The sequence below is a fragment of the Mucilaginibacter sp. UYCu711 genome, assembly GCF_050433825.1.
GTDB lineage: Bacteria > Bacteroidota > Bacteroidia > Sphingobacteriales > Sphingobacteriaceae > Mucilaginibacter.
This window is the reverse complement of sequence record NZ_JBNPWM010000007.1, coordinates 206,934-225,267: the sequence shown is the minus strand read 5'-3', so window position 1 is coordinate 225,267 and position 18,334 is coordinate 206,934. Positions and strand designations below refer to the sequence as shown.

The following is an 18,334-nucleotide window of genomic DNA, read 5'->3' as shown; positions in this document are numbered from 1 at the left end:
ATACACTACAAAAAAAACGAGCCACTTTTTGGTGGCTCGTTTTTTTAAATACGGGCAAAGCCCGCAGCTATTAGTTATTATTTATTTGCCGGGATAATGTCTATTACAACCGTACGGTTATAAAAACGTTCTTCGGGCAACGTATTATCAAATGGTGAATGACTGGTGTCTTCACCAAAGCCAAGCGTTTCAAACTTAACATTGTTTTTACCTGTTGCTGATAAGCTGCTTTCAAGCACTTTTTGTGTTTGTTGTGCGCGGCTGTCAGATAATTTTTGGTTATAATCATCCTCACCTATAATATCCGTGTGACCATGTACAATAACTGTCGATCCATCGGTAATTAATGGCGATACAACATCAGTTAACAATTTATTGTATGATGCTATGCCTATCGCTTTATCAAAATCGAATACAACACTGTAACGTAAGGCTTTTTGGATAGTTGCATCCTGGCGTATTAAATGTACAGTGCTTTCTTTAGTAACTATTGTTCCGTTTTTAGCTTCACCGGTCATCGTGATCTTGTAATTTCCTTCTGGATTATTACCAATCATCGCTATGCCTGAAATACTTTCCTGATCATTGGTGAATGGCCCATAATGTTGGGTTACACCTCTGTCATCAGTAGCATTTATTGACCAGCTATTAAACTGGTTTTTAGCGCCATCAACATTTAGTACCACATAGCTATCCAACGGATCTGTTTGCATGCTGTTAATATGTACAGGTTTCATCATTCCGCCGCCAACTTCCATTAACAATTCGGGCGATGTGCTTGCAATATCAACCCTGCGGTCTTCGGCACGCAATAAAACAAGTTCTTTGTTACCACCAGGTTGCTCTGACGGATTAGCTGGTTTTTTGCGGGCAAGCGTTGTAATACGTGACCCGTTAATACCAAATGTGCCTGTCAGATACGTTTTTATTGATTCGGCCATTATTTTACCATCACCTGCAGGCGCGCCGGTTAATGATATGGTTGTACCCGGATTGGTACGCATACGGTCACCCAAAATGTTCAGGATATTATGATATACATTTAACTGCCTTGCAGAACGGCCAGACATGGTTCCTGTTTGTACTTCCTGCAATTGTTCTTCTTTAAAGGTACCAGCCTGTGCTGTGTTAAGCGCTACGTAACGGTTAGGTATGGTGTTAGCACCATCATCAAAAAACACAGCGTTAAGCAAAGGTAAAGTTTCGCTAACCTGGCGGTTTAACGGCAACGCTTTAGGCGCACGTACAGTGAATGTAACATCCACCGCAACTGGGATTACTGCTGCCACTGGTATTTCCACAACTTTTTTATGGCCCTTACCAAATTTAAGCGCAATACCTGCACGTACAGTTGTTACTTGCCAGCTTTCGATACTACGTGGCGCCTGGCCAAAATAAGGCAGGAAAGATACAAATGGTGAAAGATTAACTTTGTTTGGATTATTGGCTGATGACAACGGTATCTCATAACCAACACCTACTTGTCCGGATACTAATGTTTTGCGCATATTGCTCAATTCGCCATTAGTATTGGGCTGCTTAACCTGCGTATATGAAAAATCCTTCTGGATATTGAACGCTAAACGCGGGCCTGCAAAAAAGTACAGGTTTGATGCCGGTACCGCTAAACGTAAGCTTGGTTCGACAGCGATATAGGCAACATTGGTATGTAGCGTCGCATCGCAGTTACAAGGAGCCACAACATCATTAAACTTGCCTCCGCGGCCATCATAGCCTACGTTAAGCATAATGCCCCATACGCCCGCCGGGCGGTACTCAACCAATACAGAACCATAAGGCTTGATACCAAACCCTTTATGAAACGCAGTTGGAACCATTAGGTTACTATTAAGCGTTTGGGTTGTACCGTCGTAAAAGTTAAAATTTGCAGCGCCCGATAAACCCCACCACCAGGTAGGCTGGGTAACTTGTGCCTGCGCGGCAAATTGTGACAGGATAACCATCGCCGAAAGCAGGATGGCCCTTTTTATTGTTTTATATTGAAGTAACATATATTTCTTTTTAATGTAAGTGAGTTAAGTAAGTACACTCCCCGCGGGGAGTGTACTTTTAAGGGATTAATATTAAGGCAGTAATACTGTAGAAGCATTTAACGTAACCGCCTTTTGAGCCAATAACCTGCCGGTAACTTTAGCACCGGTATTTAAAGAGATCAGGTTTTTACTCAGGATATTACCACTAAAATCAACAGCGGTACCGAGCGTAGCCTGGCCTGCAACAACCCAATAAATGTTCTTGGCTTGCGCACCTCCGGTTAAATGGACGATAGCTGTATTATTTATAATCAAATCTCCGGCTATTTGTAAAACCCAGGTATCGTTAGGACCGCCTGCAAGTGTTACACCTGCATTTGTTACTAATAGTTGCGTACCCCATTTGTATAAACCCGGAGGCAATATTAAACCGCTGATATCGCCTGCACCTAAACCAACTACTGGTGCCGGTGTTACCAGGTTGTTTGAATTGGTATAAGCAGTTTCCATGTCACCTATTGATGTTGTTAAATTGCCCGGTGTTGGCACGGCATAATCAGCCGCGTAAACTTTTCCGGTTACAATAGGTGTATGCGATGTTTGACCATTGGTATCCATTATTAACCCAAAGCCTGTTATAGCCGTTGATGTTATCGGGCTTACGCCGATATCGCCGGTTATTGAAGTAATTCCGGTTGTAGAAATTCCGGATTCGGTTAATATGGTAAAATTAGCAGCACCACCAAGTCCTGGTAATACCGGGCCAAGCGCTACCACCGCTGTAAAGTTTGCGGTGATGTTTTTATTGCTGTTCATGTTCACCGTTAACGGGTTTATAGATCCGGTAGCATCGCCGCTCCATGACGTGAATATAAAGCCGGCATTTGGTGTAGCGGTAAGCTGCACGTTAGTACCACTATTATAAACAGCCAGGTTAGGGTTTTTTGTAACCGAACCCATTAGCGCATTTGCGTTTACCGTTAATGTATAGGTGTTAAGTAAGAAATTGGCAACCAATGTGCGGTTTCCGGTTAACGGGAAGGTATAAGCCGCGCTGGTAGATGCCTGAACACCGTTATCGGTCCAATTAACAAAAGTATAACCAGCATTAGGTGTTGCGGTTACAGTTACCGAAGTTCCTGCGGCAAATGAACCTGCGCCGGTTGTTGAACCACCTGCCACTGGGCTTGATGATAATACAACAGCAAACTGAGATGCCGGGATAGCGCTAAAGTTAGCAACTAACGTTTTGTTGGTAGCTAACACTAACTGGTAGCTTGAACTTGTAGAAACAATTACGCCGTTATCTGTCCAGTTAACAAAGGTAAAGCCTGCATTTGGCGTTGCCGATGCAATAACTGTCGAGCCTATATTAAATTGCCCTTGTCCGGCAACTGTGCCGCCGGCTATAGGATTTGCTGTTAAGTTTAAAGCTACTTTTCCAACCGCTACTGCAGCAAAATTGGCTACTAATGCTCTGTTGCCTGCCACAGTAAACTGGTAAGCCGGGCTGGTTGATGCAACTGTCGCGCCATCTGTCCAGTTAACAAATACAAATCCGGTAGCAGCGGTTGCCGTTAGCGACGCGGTAGACCCTTGTGCAAAAGTACCAGCGCCTGTGGTTGTCCCACTGGCAACCGGCAACACAGATGTTGTGATTTGCGGGATAGTAGTAAACGTCCAAACGTAATCATTAGCCATTGCTGTATGGAATTTATCGGCAGCGCCTGTGGTAATAGTACCTGTATATACTACAAATGGCAGCAGCGGTACGTCTGGGGTAAAAGTATAAACGCGTGCGTTTGTGGTAGCGGCAACTGTTCCGCTTACTGCATTAGCGCCTTGTTTAATTATAAATGTTGTTTTAGTAATAGTAGCCGCATCCATATCAGTATTAAACGTTGCGGAGATAACTTTTGGCAGCACCACATCAACCGCCTTATCCGTTGGGTCGGTTGCTACTACAGGGCATACGCCTTGCGCAGCTACAAATTCATCCTTTTTACAGCCTGTGGCAAATACCATCAACAGTAAAACCAGCGACCAAATGGCTGTGAATGTTTTTGAATAGCCTCTGCTTTTATACACTTGAGTGCTTTCAATAGTCGGGGTAGTTCTTTTTTTCATAAAAATTATTTAAATATTTGTTAGCGCCGCAAAACTTTAAGGACAGTATTGGGGACGGTACAAACCTACGCGGGGTAATGGGCAGGGATGTTATACAATTATTTAAATAAGTTCTATAATTCACACATTGCAGGAAGCAATGTGCCAGCACATTCAATATGTTTGAAGTGAGAAGGAGTTGTGCCGGTAACTTTTTTAAACTGGGTTGACAAATGAGCAACACTGCTATAATTAAGTTTCCAGGAAATTTCAGTAAGGTTAAGTTGCTGATCACAGATCAATTCTTTCACCCTACGGATTTTATTCGCTATAATAAAATGTTCAATAGTGATACCCTGCACTGCCGAAAAAACATTGGCCAGGTAGGTATAATCGTGGTTCAGTATTTCGCTTAAATAAAGCGAAAAATTTATTTTTAAGGGATGATCTAAATTATCTATCATATTAAGAATAATAGTTTTGATCCTTTCAATTAATATGTCTTTACGATCTTCTATCAAGTCAAGCCCGGCACTTAACAAGGCGATTTTAAAATTTTGCAGCTGCTTGTCAGAAAGCGGGCCTAAAACTTCAACCTGTCCGGGCTCAACAGAAATACAATACAGTCCAAGTTTTTCTAACTCACTCTTCACTACCATGCGGCACCGGAGACAAACCATATTTTTTATAAATAATACCATAGTTAACATGGATACCTGCAAAGCAAGTGCCCCATGTTAATCGGGTATATTTATGGTGCTATCCCTTTACTGCGGTTTATTGGCAATAAGGCCCCTGAGCGTGTTGAATGGCACATTTGCGCAAATTGATGTTGTTTGACGATAGAAATTAATTAAAATTTATTTTGCCCTCTATTCCTTGAAAACCACGGTAATAAGCAACTTATACAGCGCCTGCAATAATATTAGTGCGTTAAAAGAAACAATTATGTAGAGATACTGATGATAGTATATTCTTTACCTCAGAATCAAATAAAAAGGAAAAGCCACTACATAATATAATGGCTTTTCCTTTTTATTTATAAAACTGTAGCGTGGCAACTAAGTTCTGTATGGCATACAACGCACAGTTGTTAGATGAATGTTATTTAAATCCAAGGCTTAAAGATACTACATCAGAAGATAGCCCTGTGGTTTGGGTATAATGGCCATATCGCAATTCAAGTTCATGAAAATGCTGCATACCCAGTACGCCTGCCGGCGGCACTATCCTAAAACCTGCCCCATAAAAACTGCTTTGAAATTTAGCATACTCAAAATTGCTGGTATAATAAGCATCGGTTGCGGCATGGGTAGCATACGGCTCAAAATATTTAGAAGCAGTTTGCGTGTAGTACCTGTAAAATGGTGAAATAGAAAAGAACGGCGAGATTTTGTAAGCCAGTTCTAAGTTTGCGGTATGTGCCTGTACACCCCAATCGTCTGTAAAGTAGCGATAATAAGTGCGTAGGATAATGTTATCGCCGGCAAAATAATTTAGCCTTAGGCCTATTGGCACTTTAAAGCGCGATGCCGGGAGCTTCTCGATAGTGTCTTTTTTATTTGTGAAGTACACCCGGTGAAAAGGCAAACTTAAATACCCCGTTTGTTTAACTACATCGCCTAAAACCATAACAGTTAGCCTTGAATTGATAATTTGCGAATAAGCAAATGCTGCGGTGTAGGTATTACGCGGGCTAGTAGCAAGACTAACTTCTTTTGTACGGCCACCACCGCCCGAAGATAAAACTATGTTACCGCTGGCTGTTGTAATATAGGTTGTACCCGCAGGTGCCGGAGTGATGCTTTGAATAAACTCTGATGGATAGATCATCGTAACTTTATCCCAATAGGCTTGAAACTTGGCGCTAAACTCACCATTTTTATCATGCGTTTTTAGTGAAAAGTGCATATCACCACCTAATGATTTATAATTGTACTCGTTAGAGTAATAACCGCCTAAACCGAAGGTATTACCGGTTTTAGCATTTTCAACGGTCCAGTCTAATGAAGGATAAATGCGCGTACCATCTTTCTTACCCAGGCCTGTAGTGGTAACATAGGCCGATGAAGCTGAAGTATGATGATCATACCCAAGGCCAAAATTCAGCGTGTTTTTGTTATTGCCCTGCCATGAAAAGTGCAGGTCAAGTCCATTTGAAAAATCGTTGACTTTTTCGGTACCAATACCGCCGGTCACGGCCGAATGGTTGCCATCCTGGTTATAGTAGCTTGATACCAGGTTAACTTCATCCAACTTTAAAGCACGGGCATTATAGCCGGTATCTTCCTGCAGGCTTACAGGTTTAAAATAGCTGGCGGGTAGTCGCGGTAACGTGTCTTGTTTAGTTTGGGCATGCGCACTCATTCTGCATATTAATGCAAACCCCAAAACAGATAGATATACTTTCTTCATCTAATTATTAATTACAGCCACAGCCACCACCATTTTTACCTGCATTAGCACCCGACGCGCTCTCGCGGTAAGATTGAAAGTTCAATTCGTTTTTTTCTACCTTACGGTTAGCCAGTGCCATCTCGGCATCATTAATACGGCTTTTCTGATACTCTTTAACATGCACGCATGATGTAGCAAAAAACACCAGCAGTACACCGGCTGATAATTTGACAAACAGGCTCTTCATAGGGGGTTATTTAAAGTTTATATTGTTTGATGTATACAGGTTATTGTTATCGTCAATGATAACAGCCTCTATGTTTTTCATTTGATTAATCATATCCAGGCCCGCTTTAATACCCATTATGGTAACAGGTGTGGCCATCGCATCGGCAACCTCCGCATTAGTGGTTATAATGGTTACGCTTTTAATACCGGTTACCGGCAGGCCTGTTCGTGGGTTAATGGTATGCCCGTGTTTTTTACCATTGATAACAGCAAATTTTTCATAACTGCCTGATGTGGCAATGGCCATATCACTGATTTGCAGGTATGAAAATATTTCGTGCTTCAGGTCGGGGTTAACAATACCTACTGTCCACTTTGTGGCATCGGGTTGTAGGCCCCAGCACGTCAGATCGCCAGATGCATTTACAATGCCGCTATCCACACCACGCAACTTTAATGTTAATTTGGCGCGTTCGGCAGCATAGCCCTTTCCTATCCCACCAAAGCCTATGCGCATGCCTTTTTTTCTTAAATAAACAGTTGCATTTACTTCATCGAGTACTATGTTCTTGTAATTGATCAACTTTACTGCCCGCCGCGCTGTTTCCTCGTCGGGTAGGCTAGTCATGTTGGTATCAAAGTTCCACAAGCTTTTATCTATTGATCCATAGGTGATATCAAAAGCTCCCTGTGTCAAATCTGATATTCTTATTGAGCGCGCTATCAGGTCAAAAACCTCGCGGTCAACTTTTACCGGTGCTATACCGGCGTTTTGGTTGATAAGGTTGGTTTGGCTGTCGTCACTAAACGTAGTAAGTAGTCTTTCAACGCGTTGTATCTCGGCAACCGCCGCTTCAATATGTTGTTGCGCGATTTCGGCATCGTTACACACAACGCTTATTTCGAAGCGGTTGCCCATCAGGCGCATCGCGCGCTGATGAACGGCAGGCTTGTTCTGTATTTTATAAGCGACCAGCATTTGCTAAAGGGGCTATATCTCCCACAAATTTCTCTGGCGTTTCATTAGGGAAACCGTCCCAGGTTTTTAGCACTTTGCCGTTTTTATCAATCAATAAAGTGAATGGGAATTTACCGTCGGGGTTATATTTATCTGCCAAAGCCTCGTTGCGCTTTATCTGCGCAGCATCTAACTGGTTTTTCTTTTGACGGGGAAAATCGGCCCTAACCAATACCAGGTGCTCTTTGGCATAACTTTCAAATGTTGCCGATTCCAGGATCTCTTTGCGCAACCGTATACACGGCCCGCACCAATCTGATCCGGAAAAATTAATTACAATTAACTTATCCTCTTTAGCCGCTTTATTAGTAGCCTCTTTTATATCACCCAGCCAGGTAACAGAAGGAAGGAACAGTACAACAAACAATAAACTTAATAATTTCATATCGGGGCCATTTTTCAATAACAGCGATACTTTGTTTTAGTATAAAACACTGTCATAACAGTATAATTTAACATACCATCATTTTAAAGGTATGGCATACGGCGTTATATTTTAAAAAATATAGGTGGAAGCGTCTTTTGTATCGATGAACAAAAGTAATTGGCAATTCTGTGCGAATTTGGGAGAGAAAAAGCCTTAGTTGGCAGATTAGTTTTTAGTTATCAAAACCCAGTCGACAACAAAGTCGGCTTTACCTGTTTTTATCTTATCTACGGTTTCTTGTGTGAGGCCCGGGTATGAGCCCTGCATTTTAAAAACACCTTGCGGATAACCGCCGCCAAGCGCCAGGTTTAATATCAGGTATTTATTATTATCAAAGACCCAGGTGCCATATTTTTCTACCATTTCTTTTGTTGCGATATAGGTTACCACGCCATCAAGGCTAAAGGTTAGCTTATCAGGCTGCACGTTTACGCTATAGGTATGCCATTGCGTTACATCTGTACCGCTAGGAAAGATGTTGCGCGATAGTAATGGCGTATTACCATGATAGGTTGGGCCATGGATAGCATTGCTGGCCCAGGTTGGGTCGCCAACGGTTTCCATAATATCTATTTCGCCGGCATCTGGCCATTTGCCTTTTCCCAGGATCCAAAACGCCGGCCAAAGCCCGGCCCCTGCGGCTGTCTTCATCCGTGCCGAAACATTACCATAAACAAATTCATACTTATTACGGGTGTTTATCCTGCCCGATACAAAATCATTCATCTTTACCCGGTTCTGGCTATAGCCGGGATGATAAACAGGTTTTACCGTTAACAATCCTTTGTCTATAATGATGATCCCGGCCGAATCTGCGTAGGCTTGCTGCTCATTATTATCGGCCCGGTTGTTAACCTCCACATTCCATACGGCGCGGTTAAGTGTATTGCCGCTAAAGCTTTCATAAAATAAAGTATCTATTTTTTGTGCGGATAAGGTTTGCACGAAGCAAAACAATATCAGCATTAAGGCTGCAGATCTCATAAATGAATTAATTGGTAATCAAATATAAAGGATAATCCGATAGCTCTGTTTATTACTGATACATCAAGTAATAATTTTTTAGTTATCGCGGTTAATATTACCTTTAAGCACCCAATGCATTTCTGTGCGCTGGTATAAACTTGTATAGTCAATTTTTTTATAGATTAAATAGTTACTTATAACCATGTTGAGTAAGAAATTTATAGTGATGATGCTTTTATTGCCTGCAATAAATGCGTTTAGCCAAAAAAAGGATATACCTACCCCGCAATGGAGACCACAGTATCATTTTACACCCGAAAAAAACTGGACTAACGACCCTAACGGCTTATTGTATATAAACGGCGAGTTTCAGCTATACTACCAGCATAACCCGTTAGAAAACAAATGGGGGCACATGAGCTGGGGCCATGCGACAAGTAAGGACCTGATTAAATGGGAACACCTGCCGGTAGCTATCCCGGAGATTGTAACACCGGATACCTTGACTTACATTTATTCAGGATCGGCGGTGGTGGATAAGAATAACACCAGCGGGTTTGGCATAAAAGGCAAAGCACCGATAGTAGCCATATTTACCGGCGACCAGCCCAAGCAGAAAAAAGAATCGCAATTTATTGCTTATAGTAACGACGGCGGATTAACCTTTAAACAGTATGCTAAAAATCCGGTTATTGACCTGAACATGCGCGATTTTCGTGACCCCAACGTGTTTTGGCACGTCAAAACTAAACAATGGGTAATGACGGTATCAATGGTTAACGAGCATATGGTAAGATTTTACGGCTCAAAAAATTTAAAGGAGTGGACAAAACTAAGCGACTTTGGCCCTGCAGGTTATACCCGCAACGGCTGGGAGTGCCCGTCGCTATTGCCATTGGTGGTTGATAACGATCCTTCAAAAATTAAGTGGGTGTTGTTTGTATCATCGGGCGGCGATCATGGTCCGCTGATCCAATATTTTGTGGGCGATTTTGATGGTACAACTTTCAAAGATGATAACGACGGAAAAAAAGTACAGCCTACTGATTATGGTGATGCCTTTTACGCGGCGATAGCCTGGCGCGATGCCCCGCAAAATAAAAAGATCTGGTTAGGCTGGCTGCAGGATGGCCGTCGCGAGACATTCCCGTGGAAGGGCCAGATGTCTATCCCGCATGACCTGTCGTTAAAAACCACACCGGATGGCGTAGTATTAATACAGGCACCTTCAACAGTGGTAACTAAATCATTATCAAAGTATGCAACCGAGAAGCAGCTGTTACCAAAAAACTTTGCTTTAAGTGATACCCGTATAACCCTGAATAAAGAGCGCCCGTTTAGTGGTAACTCTTACTGGATAGATGTTGAATTTGCAACAGGGCAATCAAAGAAAGTTGGATTTAATATTGTTGAAAATGCCGAGATCACCAAAAACGTAATTGTAGGCTATGACGTAGAACACCAACTGTTATTTGTTGATTGCACAAACTCTGAAACAGGAAACAAATCACGACGGAATTTAATGCAAATAGCACCCATGAAAGAAATTAACGGCACCGTGAAGATCCAGGTGCTGGTTGATGGCTCGTCATTAGAAGTATTTGGTAACGATGGCGAAAAAGTTATTTCAACCATGATCTATCCTGATGCTAACGCCACTAATTTATCGGTATTTGCCGAAGGAAATGCTACCATAAAAAGCCTGAAGATCTCAGACTTTCATCTCAAGAAATAATAAAAAAGGAAGCGCTGTTAACGGTGCTTCCCTTTACTAAGCTTCGCTGTATTATTTCAGCTTTTTGATCCACATATTTTTCACAAAGATCTTAGTGGTCGATTCTATCTCAATTCCAACGTAGCCCGATACATTATTTGACGATTTAGGATCATCATCTATCATCACTGCCATTATTTGCCCGTTGATGATGTGAATGAACACGCCGCCGCGGGCTATTACGGTGTACTGGTTCCAGTCGTTCTTTTTTACCACTTTTGCCAGGTCCATAATGTCGCCGATATTACTCATCAGGCGTTTTGTTTTGGTGCTGAATCCTTCAACCACCTGCCCGCGCCAGGCCAGGATGCGCATAGGTGTGTTTTCCGAATAAAATTGCCCCGTCCAGTATTTTGCCGACGGCCAAAAATCGGCCTGCGGGCCGGTCATCATCCAGTTTAAATTAATGGGGCCAACGTTAGCTTCCACATTTTTAGCAACAGGGAAGCGCCACGGCAAACCGGTTTGGCTGCGGTATTGGATGCCGCTGCCGCCTTCGCCATCTACCTTTATCTCAAACTTCAACGTAAAATCTTTAGCCTTCATGCCCTTGTAAACAATATAGCTGTTACCGCTCGGGTTCTGTGCCGATGATTCGCCAACTATCGCTCCATCTTCAACCCGCCAAAACTTGGGGTTGCCGTCCCAGTCCTTCAATGTCTGCCCGTCAAATAATGATACATAGCCTTCATGGTCGTTAAAGTCTATTGGCAGGGGTTGCGTAAATGGGTCGTTGTAATACTTGGGTTTTGCTTTGTCCTGTGCGTGTAGTGTTATACTTACGGCAAGGAGGCAAAGTGTTATTGTTGATCTTAATTTCATGATCTTAGTTGATATCAGACAGGTTTAATACTATCCCATTCAGTTGCGGTTTTAACCTCAATACAGCGCCGTTATCAGGCTTGCTGAACGTCCCTTTTATCGCTTTCAGGCTGTAATTGATATCCTCAAATTTGCAATCCAATTTATTGGCGCCTACGTTTTCAAAAGGGAGTTTAGCGGTTGCTACCGTATTCAGATCAAAGAACCAATCAAGTTTAGCTTTACTTACTAAATTCATTTTGATCTGACCCTCACTTAAATCAATTTCTAACGATCCTTTAACCGTTGTCAAAGGCCATGAGATATGCAGCGTGCCCGTGGTTTTGCTGAACTTTGGATCGCCGCCTTCCAACAACGCTTCCTTGCCATCAATCATCGCTTTTATGCGCATGCCTGCCGGTGGTTCCCGGCGTTTGCTCCATAAGTAGCCATCAACAATAGGCAGGGTAAAGAAAGTACACTCGTTAGATGTTACCGGCTCAGTTTCGTAAACAGATGGCATCTTTTCGTCAAACAAATGGATATCGCGGATGCGCAGGTTATTATGCTCCCATAAAATATTAATGCGGTAAAACCGGCTATTGAACCACGCTGTTTTCAGATCGCTGGTGCCGATATCTTTACTAACGGTGAATGATGTCGGCGGCGTGATTTTATAGGTCCTCTTAAACCAGGTGCCCGATTGTTCCATCGTTTCTACTCTTACTTTATGCTCATCGCGCAATTTGGCTATCAGCGGCATCTGGATCTCGAAACCTTTCCTCATGGCATCCCAGGTGAAGGAGTTTTCCTGCCCCGCCTGGGTATAATTAAAGCCTACAGACTTATCATCAACCAAAGTTTTAAAGAACCAGTTAACCCAGGTAGAGTCGCCGCCACCGAAATGATAAACAGGCTCCAACGTAATAACACCCTGGCGGGATGAGCTGATACCTGTATCATACTGGCGCACCGGGTCGCTGCCCAATAACCGGAATATAGGTACCGGGATTTGCTTTTCGGCATGTTGCGCCGGCATGTACGAGTTTATTTTGCTTGGATAATAAGCCTGGTTCCAGTAGCCGCCCCAAAGGGTGTAACCATCGGTGCCATATTGGTCCTTACAGTTAGCCGAAGCGATGATATGGTATTTTTCATACATATAATTCAGGCTATGCGCGTCAATAAACCATGATGCTACCGTTTTTGGGTAATAGCCGAAAACCTTTTTAAAATCGGTAAAGTAAACATCTATCAATTTCTCGCGCTCGGCAGGGGTATAGCCGGTAGCAAAGCCAATGTTTGCGCGCCAGTCCCAAGGGTAGCGGCCGCGCCATTTCATGCCTGCGTTTTCAACCAGCGGCTGGGGGATCTCCCACCAGGCGCCAATCTCAAAGGTTCCTTTTGGTAAAGTTGCCAGCAAATCCTGGTAGCGCTTATCCATCAAAGCATCATACTGTAACAGGAACGTTCCGCCCAGCTTATATTTCTTCATGATCTCTACCTGTTTAACCACGGTTTGGTACAATACATCCTGCGTGATCTTTGCATCACGCGGCTCCAGCAGGCGGATAAAGTTTACGATGTTGACGATCTTAGGCGCAGGCTGCGCCACTTTAACGCTTTGTGCCATTGCCGTTAAGGTAGTAATGCAAAACAGGCAAGTTACCAGTTTACTGATACGGTTTTTTTTCGGGATCATAAGTATAGCCGTAAATGCTAAGTGTATAATTGGTTTAACAAACATAAAGTAAGCTAATTAATTTGGCGTCCTGTACTGTCTTAATTGGTTTTAATTATCACAATAAAAGTGTGTATTATTAACAAATTTTTAGTCGCAGTATCAGCGCTGCGCTAACACCAATTATTACACCATGAAAAAAATAGCCATTTTAATATTAGCCGGTGCCTGCATGGTAGCCGCTTTAACCGTTAACGCGCAAAAAAAAACCGCACCGCAGGCAAAGATCTGGTCGGCAGATAAAGCTAACCAATGGTATGGCCAGCATCGCTGGTTAGCCGGCGCCAACTTTACGCCAAGCACCGCCATTAACCAACTGGAAATGTGGCAGGCAGATACTTTCGACCCGCAAACTATCGATCGCGAGCTGGGCTTTGCCGAAGGGATTGGCTTTAACGTTATGCGGGTTTTCCTGCATAGTGTGGCCTATACTGCCGACCCGAAAGGTTTTAAATCGCGCATAGCGCAATACCTGGCCATTGCCGATAAGCACCACATCCAAACCATGTTTGTGTTTTTTGATGATTGCTGGAACAACGACCCAAAACCGGGCAAACAACCGTCGCCAAAGCCGGGTGTACATAACTCGGGCTGGGTGCAGGACCCGGGCGTGCCAGCCTTGAAAGATCCCAAAGAAATGGCGCTGTTAGAGCATTACGTAAAAGATGTGCTAACCACGTTCGCGCACGATAGACGCATTTTATTATGGGACTTGTTTAACGAACCGGGTAACAGCGGCAAGCGCGACTCGTCAATGCCGTTATTGTTAAACGTATTTAAATGGGCACATGAAGTAAGGCCGGATCAACCGCTATCTGCGGGTGTATGGGATCTGTCGTTTGAGAAATTAAATGCCGTACAGGTTTTAAACTCGGATGTTATTACCTACCATAATTATGGCGAAGAGGCCGAACATTTAATGGAAGTAAGATTGCTAAAAACACATGGTAAGCCATTGATCTGTACCGAATACATGGCACGCCCACGTAAAAGCACCTTCGGCACCATTATGCCGATGCTGAAAAAAGAAAATGTAGGCGCTATAAACTGGGGCTTTGTTGCGGGTAAAACCAACACCATTTACGCTTGGGACACCCCGATACCAAGCGGCGCTGAACCGGCATTGTGGTTCCATGATATTTTCCGCAAGGATGGATCGATCTATAAAACTGAGGAAACGGATTTGATTAAGAAGTTGACGGCGGAGAAATAGGAACCCAGTTCCAATACCGTAGCGAAGGTTTCAAATTAAAATGTTGAAGATAAAGAGCCATCGGCTCGACCAATATTGTAGCAACGGGTTTTAACCCGTTGTAAGTAAAAAAGAAAAAACAGGAGAACCGTAGGTTCGGCCCATATAATATGCGCCGTGCCTACGGCACTCGGCTTTATAATTTCTGAATATTCAACGGGTTGAAACCCGTTGCTACAAAATGTGTCGAGCCGATGGCTCTTAAACTTTCGCGCACCCCACGTTAAACCATTGCTATGTGATGCGGACAGTACAGGATGGATCATCACCAACATAATATTATGTTTGGTAATCCGCAGTGCACCAACATTTCGGGTTATTATAAACCGATAGAATTATCTTATTAAACTTTTATCCAATGAGCTTAAACAGGCCCGTATTGAAATGCTTTATTGTGTTGTTATTGTCCGGATTGGTAAGTGCCGATTGTGGGGCGCAGGTTAAACCGGAAGCAAACACAAAATACACCAACTTCAAATCAATAGAAACCGGTTTTATTACTGTGCCTGATGATATCCAAACCAGCGTATACTGGTATTGGCTGTCGGACAATATCTCGAAAGAAGGCGTAATAAAAGATCTTGAAGCCATGAAGCGCGTTGGTATAAACCGCGCGTTTATAGGTAATATTGGTATTGATGATGTGCCTTTTGGTAAGGTTAAGATCTTTACCCCCGAATGGTGGGACATTGTCCACACCGCGCTTAAAACAGCTACCCGCTTAAATATCGAGATCGGTTTATTTAACAGCCCGGGCTGGAGCCAGTCGGGCGGGCCGTGGGTTAAGCCGGGGCAGGCTATGCGTTATTTAACTTCGTCGCAAACTACGGTTACTGGCCCAACGGTATTTAATAAAGTGCTGCCATTGCCAAACCCGGTGTTCCAGGACGTAAAAGTTATAGCGTATCCGGTAGCGGCTGATTATAATGCTGCTATCAGCGATCTTAAACCAACCCTGTCATCTACTCCGGCAGCAGAAGGTTTAAATACATTAATGGATAACAACGAGGTTACCAGCGCAAAAATTCCGCGCGGGCAGCCATTTGCTTTGGATATCCATACTGATAAAGCGTTTACCACCCGCAGCATATTAATTACCCCAAGCCATACAGGATTAAATTTCCAGGGCGATATCCAGGTTAAACAAAACGGCACATTTACCACGATAAAACATTTTACGGTCGACCGTGGAAATACCGCTTTAAATGTGGGTTTCTTACCTTATGGCCCGGCGGCGGTGTCTATCCCGGCTACTTCGGCTACCGATTTCAGGATAGTTTTTACTCATGTGTCTAACAACTGCGCTATCGCCGAGATCAAGTTATCAGCCACCCCAATAGTCGAGAATTATATCGAAAAAACCGAGGCTAAAATGTGGCCCACCCCGCACCCTTTCTGGGACGCGTACCAATGGTTGCCGCAGCCGGTAATTGATAATGATAAATATGTGGTCGATCCTGCAAAGGTCATTGATATTAGTCAATACATGGCTGCCGATGGCACGCTTAACTGGACAGTGCCAGCGGGCACCTGGATCATCGAACGTACGGGAATGACGCCAACCAACGTAAAAAACTCGCCGGCCACACCTGAAGGTACCGGTTTGGAAACCGATAAAATGAGCACCAAGCACATCGCCGCTCACTTTGACGCATTTATGGGCGAGATCATGCGTCGAATCCCTGCCGGGGACCGCAAGACCTGGAAGGTTACCGTCGAGGATAGCTATGAAACCGGCAGCCAAAACTGGACGGACGAGCTGATCAACGAATTTAAAGCTGCTTACCATTACGACCCGGTATCTTATATCCCGGTAATGCAGGGTAAGGTGGTTGGCAGTGCCGACCAATCGGACCGGTTTTTATGGGACCTGCGTCGTTTAATTGCTGACGATGTTTCCTATAAATATGTTGGCGGCTTGCGCGATATCGCCCATAAACATGGTTTGACCACCTGGTTGGAGAATTATGGTCACTGGGGTTATCCCGGCGAGTTTTTGCAATACGGCGGGCAGTCGGATGAGATAGGGGGCGAGTTTTGGAGCGAGGGCGATTTGGGTGATATCGAAAATAAAGCGGCTTCGTCATCGGCACATATTTATGGCAAGACAAAAGTATCTGCCGAGTCGTTCACCGCTGCCGGCGACGCATTCTCGCGCTACCCTGCCAACTTTAAAAAACGCGGCGACAGGTTCTTTACCGAAGGGATAAACAATACCTTGCTGCACGTTTATATTGAACAACCTAAAGATGATAATGCGCCGGGAATAAACACCTGGTTCGGGGTGGAGTTTAACCGCCATAATACCTGGTTCTATGATATGGATGTATTTTTAAAATACTCCAAACGTTGCAACATGATGCTGCAGCAAGGTATTTATGTAGCCGATGTTGCTTACTTTATAGGCGAGGACGCGCCTAAAATGACAGGGGTGGTCGACCCGGCATTGCCGCAAGGCTACTCTTATGATTACATTAACGGCGAGGTTATTAAAACCCGCTTAACCGTTAAAAACGGCAAGCTTACTTTACCTAACGGGATCAATTACAGCATCCTGGTATTGCCAAAGCTGGAAACCATCCGCCCGGAATTATTGGCAAAACTAAAAGAGCTGGTAGCGCAGGGTGCCGTGATCTTAGGGCCTAAACCAAGCCGCTCGCCAAGCTTGCAGGGCTTTCCGCAGGCTGATAAGCAGGTGCGGTCAATAGCCGATGAGCTTTGGGGTAAAATTGATGGCACAACGGTTAAGGTAAACCATTATGGTAAGGGTATGGTGTTGTCAGGTATGGATATGCAATCGGCATTAAACCTGGTTAAAGTTGTGCCCGATGCTAAAGTAACGCAGAGCGATTCTATCCTGTTTATCCACCGCGCGTTAAATGATGGCGAGATCTATTTCTTATCCAACCAAAAAACAAAAACGGTTAACATCTCGCCGGTATTCAGGGTGACGGGCAAACAGCCCGAACTATGGGATGCCGTAACCGGCGAGCACCGCGATCTGCCGGCATATTACCAGGCTGGCGGCACAACTACTGTTCCGATGAAGTTAGTGCCTTATGAGAGCGCGTTCCTGATTTTCAGGAAGGCGGGAATTAAGAAAGATACCAGCCGATCCAACTATCCGCAGCCAACTGCAGCTATCGCTATAAATAAACCGTGGACGGTGAATTTCGACAGCAAAATGCGCGGCCCTGCTAAACCTGTGGTGTTTGAAACGTTAACAGATTGGTCAAAAAGCAGTAACGATAGTATTAAATATTATTCGGGCACGGCCTTTTACCATAATAGTTTTAATATCACTACTTTAGTAAAAGGAACCAATTACATACTCGACCTGGGTTTGGCCCGCGCCATTGCAAAAGTTAAAATTAACGGTGTTGATGTGGGTGGCGCGTGGACACCGCCTTACCAGTTAGATATTACCCGGGCATTAAAACCCGGCGCAAATACCATCGAGGTAAAAGTGGTAAACACCTGGGTTAACCGCCTGATAGGCGACAGCAAGCTACCTGCCGACCAACGCAAAGTATCGGCATTAGTGATGCCTAATATAGGCAAGGGTGTGGTGTCGTCGGGGTTAATGGGGCCGGTAAAAGTATTGGCAGTTAAATATTAAATTAGTTATTA

13 protein-coding genes are annotated in these 18,334 nt (G+C 43.9%); 3 read left to right on the top strand and 10 right to left on the bottom strand.

Annotated features, from left to right (window positions below; genetic code table 11):
* Positions 1–77 precede the first annotated feature (77 nt).
* From ABIB50_RS16505 to ABIB50_RS16470, 8 genes are all read right to left on the bottom strand, one after another.
* Entirely contained in the window at positions 78–2,012 is a 1,935-nt protein-coding gene (locus ABIB50_RS16505) for an outer membrane beta-barrel protein (protein ID WP_429381358.1), read from the bottom strand.
* 72 nt (positions 2,013–2,084) lie between these two features.
* Positions 2,085–4,121: an ice-binding family protein gene (locus ABIB50_RS16500; protein ID WP_429381357.1), complete on the bottom strand. Its 2,037-nt coding sequence runs from the start codon at positions 4,119–4,121 to the stop codon at positions 2,085–2,087.
* Positions 4,122–4,234: 113 nt separating this feature from the next.
* Entirely contained in the window at positions 4,235–4,801 is a 567-nt protein-coding gene (locus ABIB50_RS16495) for a helix-turn-helix domain-containing protein (RefSeq protein WP_429381355.1), read from the bottom strand.
* A 403-nt stretch (positions 4,802–5,204) separates the two neighbouring features.
* Positions 5,205–6,515: a DUF3570 domain-containing protein gene (locus ABIB50_RS16490; protein ID WP_429381353.1), complete on the bottom strand. Its 1,311-nt coding sequence runs from the start codon at positions 6,513–6,515 to the stop codon at positions 5,205–5,207.
* Between the two features lie 7 nt (positions 6,516–6,522).
* Positions 6,523–6,744 (bottom strand): DUF4266 domain-containing protein, encoded by a 222-nt coding sequence (locus ABIB50_RS16485; protein WP_429381351.1) that lies wholly within the window; start codon positions 6,742–6,744, stop codon positions 6,523–6,525.
* Positions 6,745–6,750: 6 nt separating this feature from the next.
* On the bottom strand, positions 6,751–7,704 hold the full coding sequence (locus tag ABIB50_RS16480) for an FAD:protein FMN transferase (protein WP_429381349.1): 954 nt from the start codon (positions 7,702–7,704) through the stop codon (positions 6,751–6,753).
* A complete protein-coding gene (locus ABIB50_RS16475; RefSeq protein WP_429381347.1) occupies positions 7,688–8,128 on the bottom strand; it encodes a thioredoxin family protein in 441 nt (146 codons plus the stop codon). Before ABIB50_RS16475 ends, ABIB50_RS16480 begins: the two co-directional genes overlap by 17 nt.
* A gap of 207 nt (positions 8,129–8,335) precedes the next feature.
* Positions 8,336–9,154 carry a glycoside hydrolase family 16 protein gene (locus tag ABIB50_RS16470; RefSeq protein ID WP_429381345.1) on the bottom strand — a complete coding sequence of 273 codons (819 nt, stop codon included), beginning with the start codon at positions 9,152–9,154 and terminating at the stop codon, positions 8,336–8,338.
* Positions 9,155–9,338: 184 nt separating this feature from the next.
* Between ABIB50_RS16470 and ABIB50_RS16465 the strand changes: the two genes are divergently transcribed.
* A complete protein-coding gene (locus ABIB50_RS16465) occupies positions 9,339–10,871 on the top strand; it encodes a glycoside hydrolase family 32 protein (protein WP_429381344.1) in 1,533 nt (510 codons plus the stop codon).
* A gap of 51 nt (positions 10,872–10,922) precedes the next feature.
* Here ABIB50_RS16465 and ABIB50_RS16460 read toward each other — a convergent pair whose 3' ends face one another.
* On the bottom strand, positions 10,923–11,732 hold the full coding sequence (locus tag ABIB50_RS16460) for a 3-keto-disaccharide hydrolase (protein ID WP_429381342.1): 810 nt from the start codon (positions 11,730–11,732) through the stop codon (positions 10,923–10,925).
* Positions 11,733–11,736: 4 nt separating this feature from the next.
* On the bottom strand, positions 11,737–13,413 hold the full coding sequence (locus ABIB50_RS16455) for a hypothetical protein (protein ID WP_429381340.1): 1,677 nt from the start codon (positions 13,411–13,413) through the stop codon (positions 11,737–11,739).
* Positions 13,414–13,585: 172 nt separating this feature from the next.
* On the opposite strand from ABIB50_RS16455, the gene ABIB50_RS16450 reads away from it, so the two are divergent.
* Positions 13,586–14,665, top strand: a complete 1,080-nt coding sequence (locus tag ABIB50_RS16450) for a 1,4-beta-xylanase (protein ID WP_429381338.1) — start codon at positions 13,586–13,588, stop codon at positions 14,663–14,665.
* A 397-nt stretch (positions 14,666–15,062) separates the two neighbouring features.
* Entirely contained in the window at positions 15,063–18,323 is a 3,261-nt protein-coding gene (locus tag ABIB50_RS16445) for a glycosyl hydrolase (protein WP_429381336.1), read from the top strand.
* Positions 18,324–18,334: the final 11 nt, after the last annotated feature.

What these genes read in the sequence shown, in the direction of transcription:
- ABIB50_RS16505 (WP_429381358.1), bottom strand. Translation starts at nt 2,012, where the DNA reads ATGTTACTTCAATATAAAACAATAAAAAGGGCCATCCTGCTTTCGGCG.
- ABIB50_RS16500 (WP_429381357.1), bottom strand. Translation starts at nt 4,121, where the DNA reads ATGAAAAAAAGAACTACCCCGACTATTGAAAGCACTCAAGTGTATAAA.
- ABIB50_RS16495 (WP_429381355.1), bottom strand. Translation starts at nt 4,801, where the DNA reads ATGGTATTATTTATAAAAAATATGGTTTGTCTCCGGTGCCGCATGGTA.
- ABIB50_RS16490 (WP_429381353.1), bottom strand. Translation starts at nt 6,515, where the DNA reads ATGAAGAAAGTATATCTATCTGTTTTGGGGTTTGCATTAATATGCAGA.
- ABIB50_RS16485 (WP_429381351.1), bottom strand. Translation starts at nt 6,744, where the DNA reads ATGAAGAGCCTGTTTGTCAAATTATCAGCCGGTGTACTGCTGGTGTTT.
- ABIB50_RS16480 (WP_429381349.1), bottom strand. Translation starts at nt 7,704, where the DNA reads ATGCTGGTCGCTTATAAAATACAGAACAAGCCTGCCGTTCATCAGCGC.
- ABIB50_RS16475 (WP_429381347.1), bottom strand. Translation starts at nt 8,128, where the DNA reads ATGAAATTATTAAGTTTATTGTTTGTTGTACTGTTCCTTCCTTCTGTT.
- ABIB50_RS16470 (WP_429381345.1), bottom strand. Translation starts at nt 9,154, where the DNA reads ATGAGATCTGCAGCCTTAATGCTGATATTGTTTTGCTTCGTGCAAACC.
- ABIB50_RS16465 (WP_429381344.1), top strand. Translation starts at nt 9,339, where the DNA reads ATGTTGAGTAAGAAATTTATAGTGATGATGCTTTTATTGCCTGCAATA.
- ABIB50_RS16460 (WP_429381342.1), bottom strand. Translation starts at nt 11,732, where the DNA reads ATGAAATTAAGATCAACAATAACACTTTGCCTCCTTGCCGTAAGTATA.
- ABIB50_RS16455 (WP_429381340.1), bottom strand. Translation starts at nt 13,413, where the DNA reads ATGATCCCGAAAAAAAACCGTATCAGTAAACTGGTAACTTGCCTGTTT.
- ABIB50_RS16450 (WP_429381338.1), top strand. Translation starts at nt 13,586, where the DNA reads ATGAAAAAAATAGCCATTTTAATATTAGCCGGTGCCTGCATGGTAGCC.
- ABIB50_RS16445 (WP_429381336.1), top strand. Translation starts at nt 15,063, where the DNA reads ATGAGCTTAAACAGGCCCGTATTGAAATGCTTTATTGTGTTGTTATTG.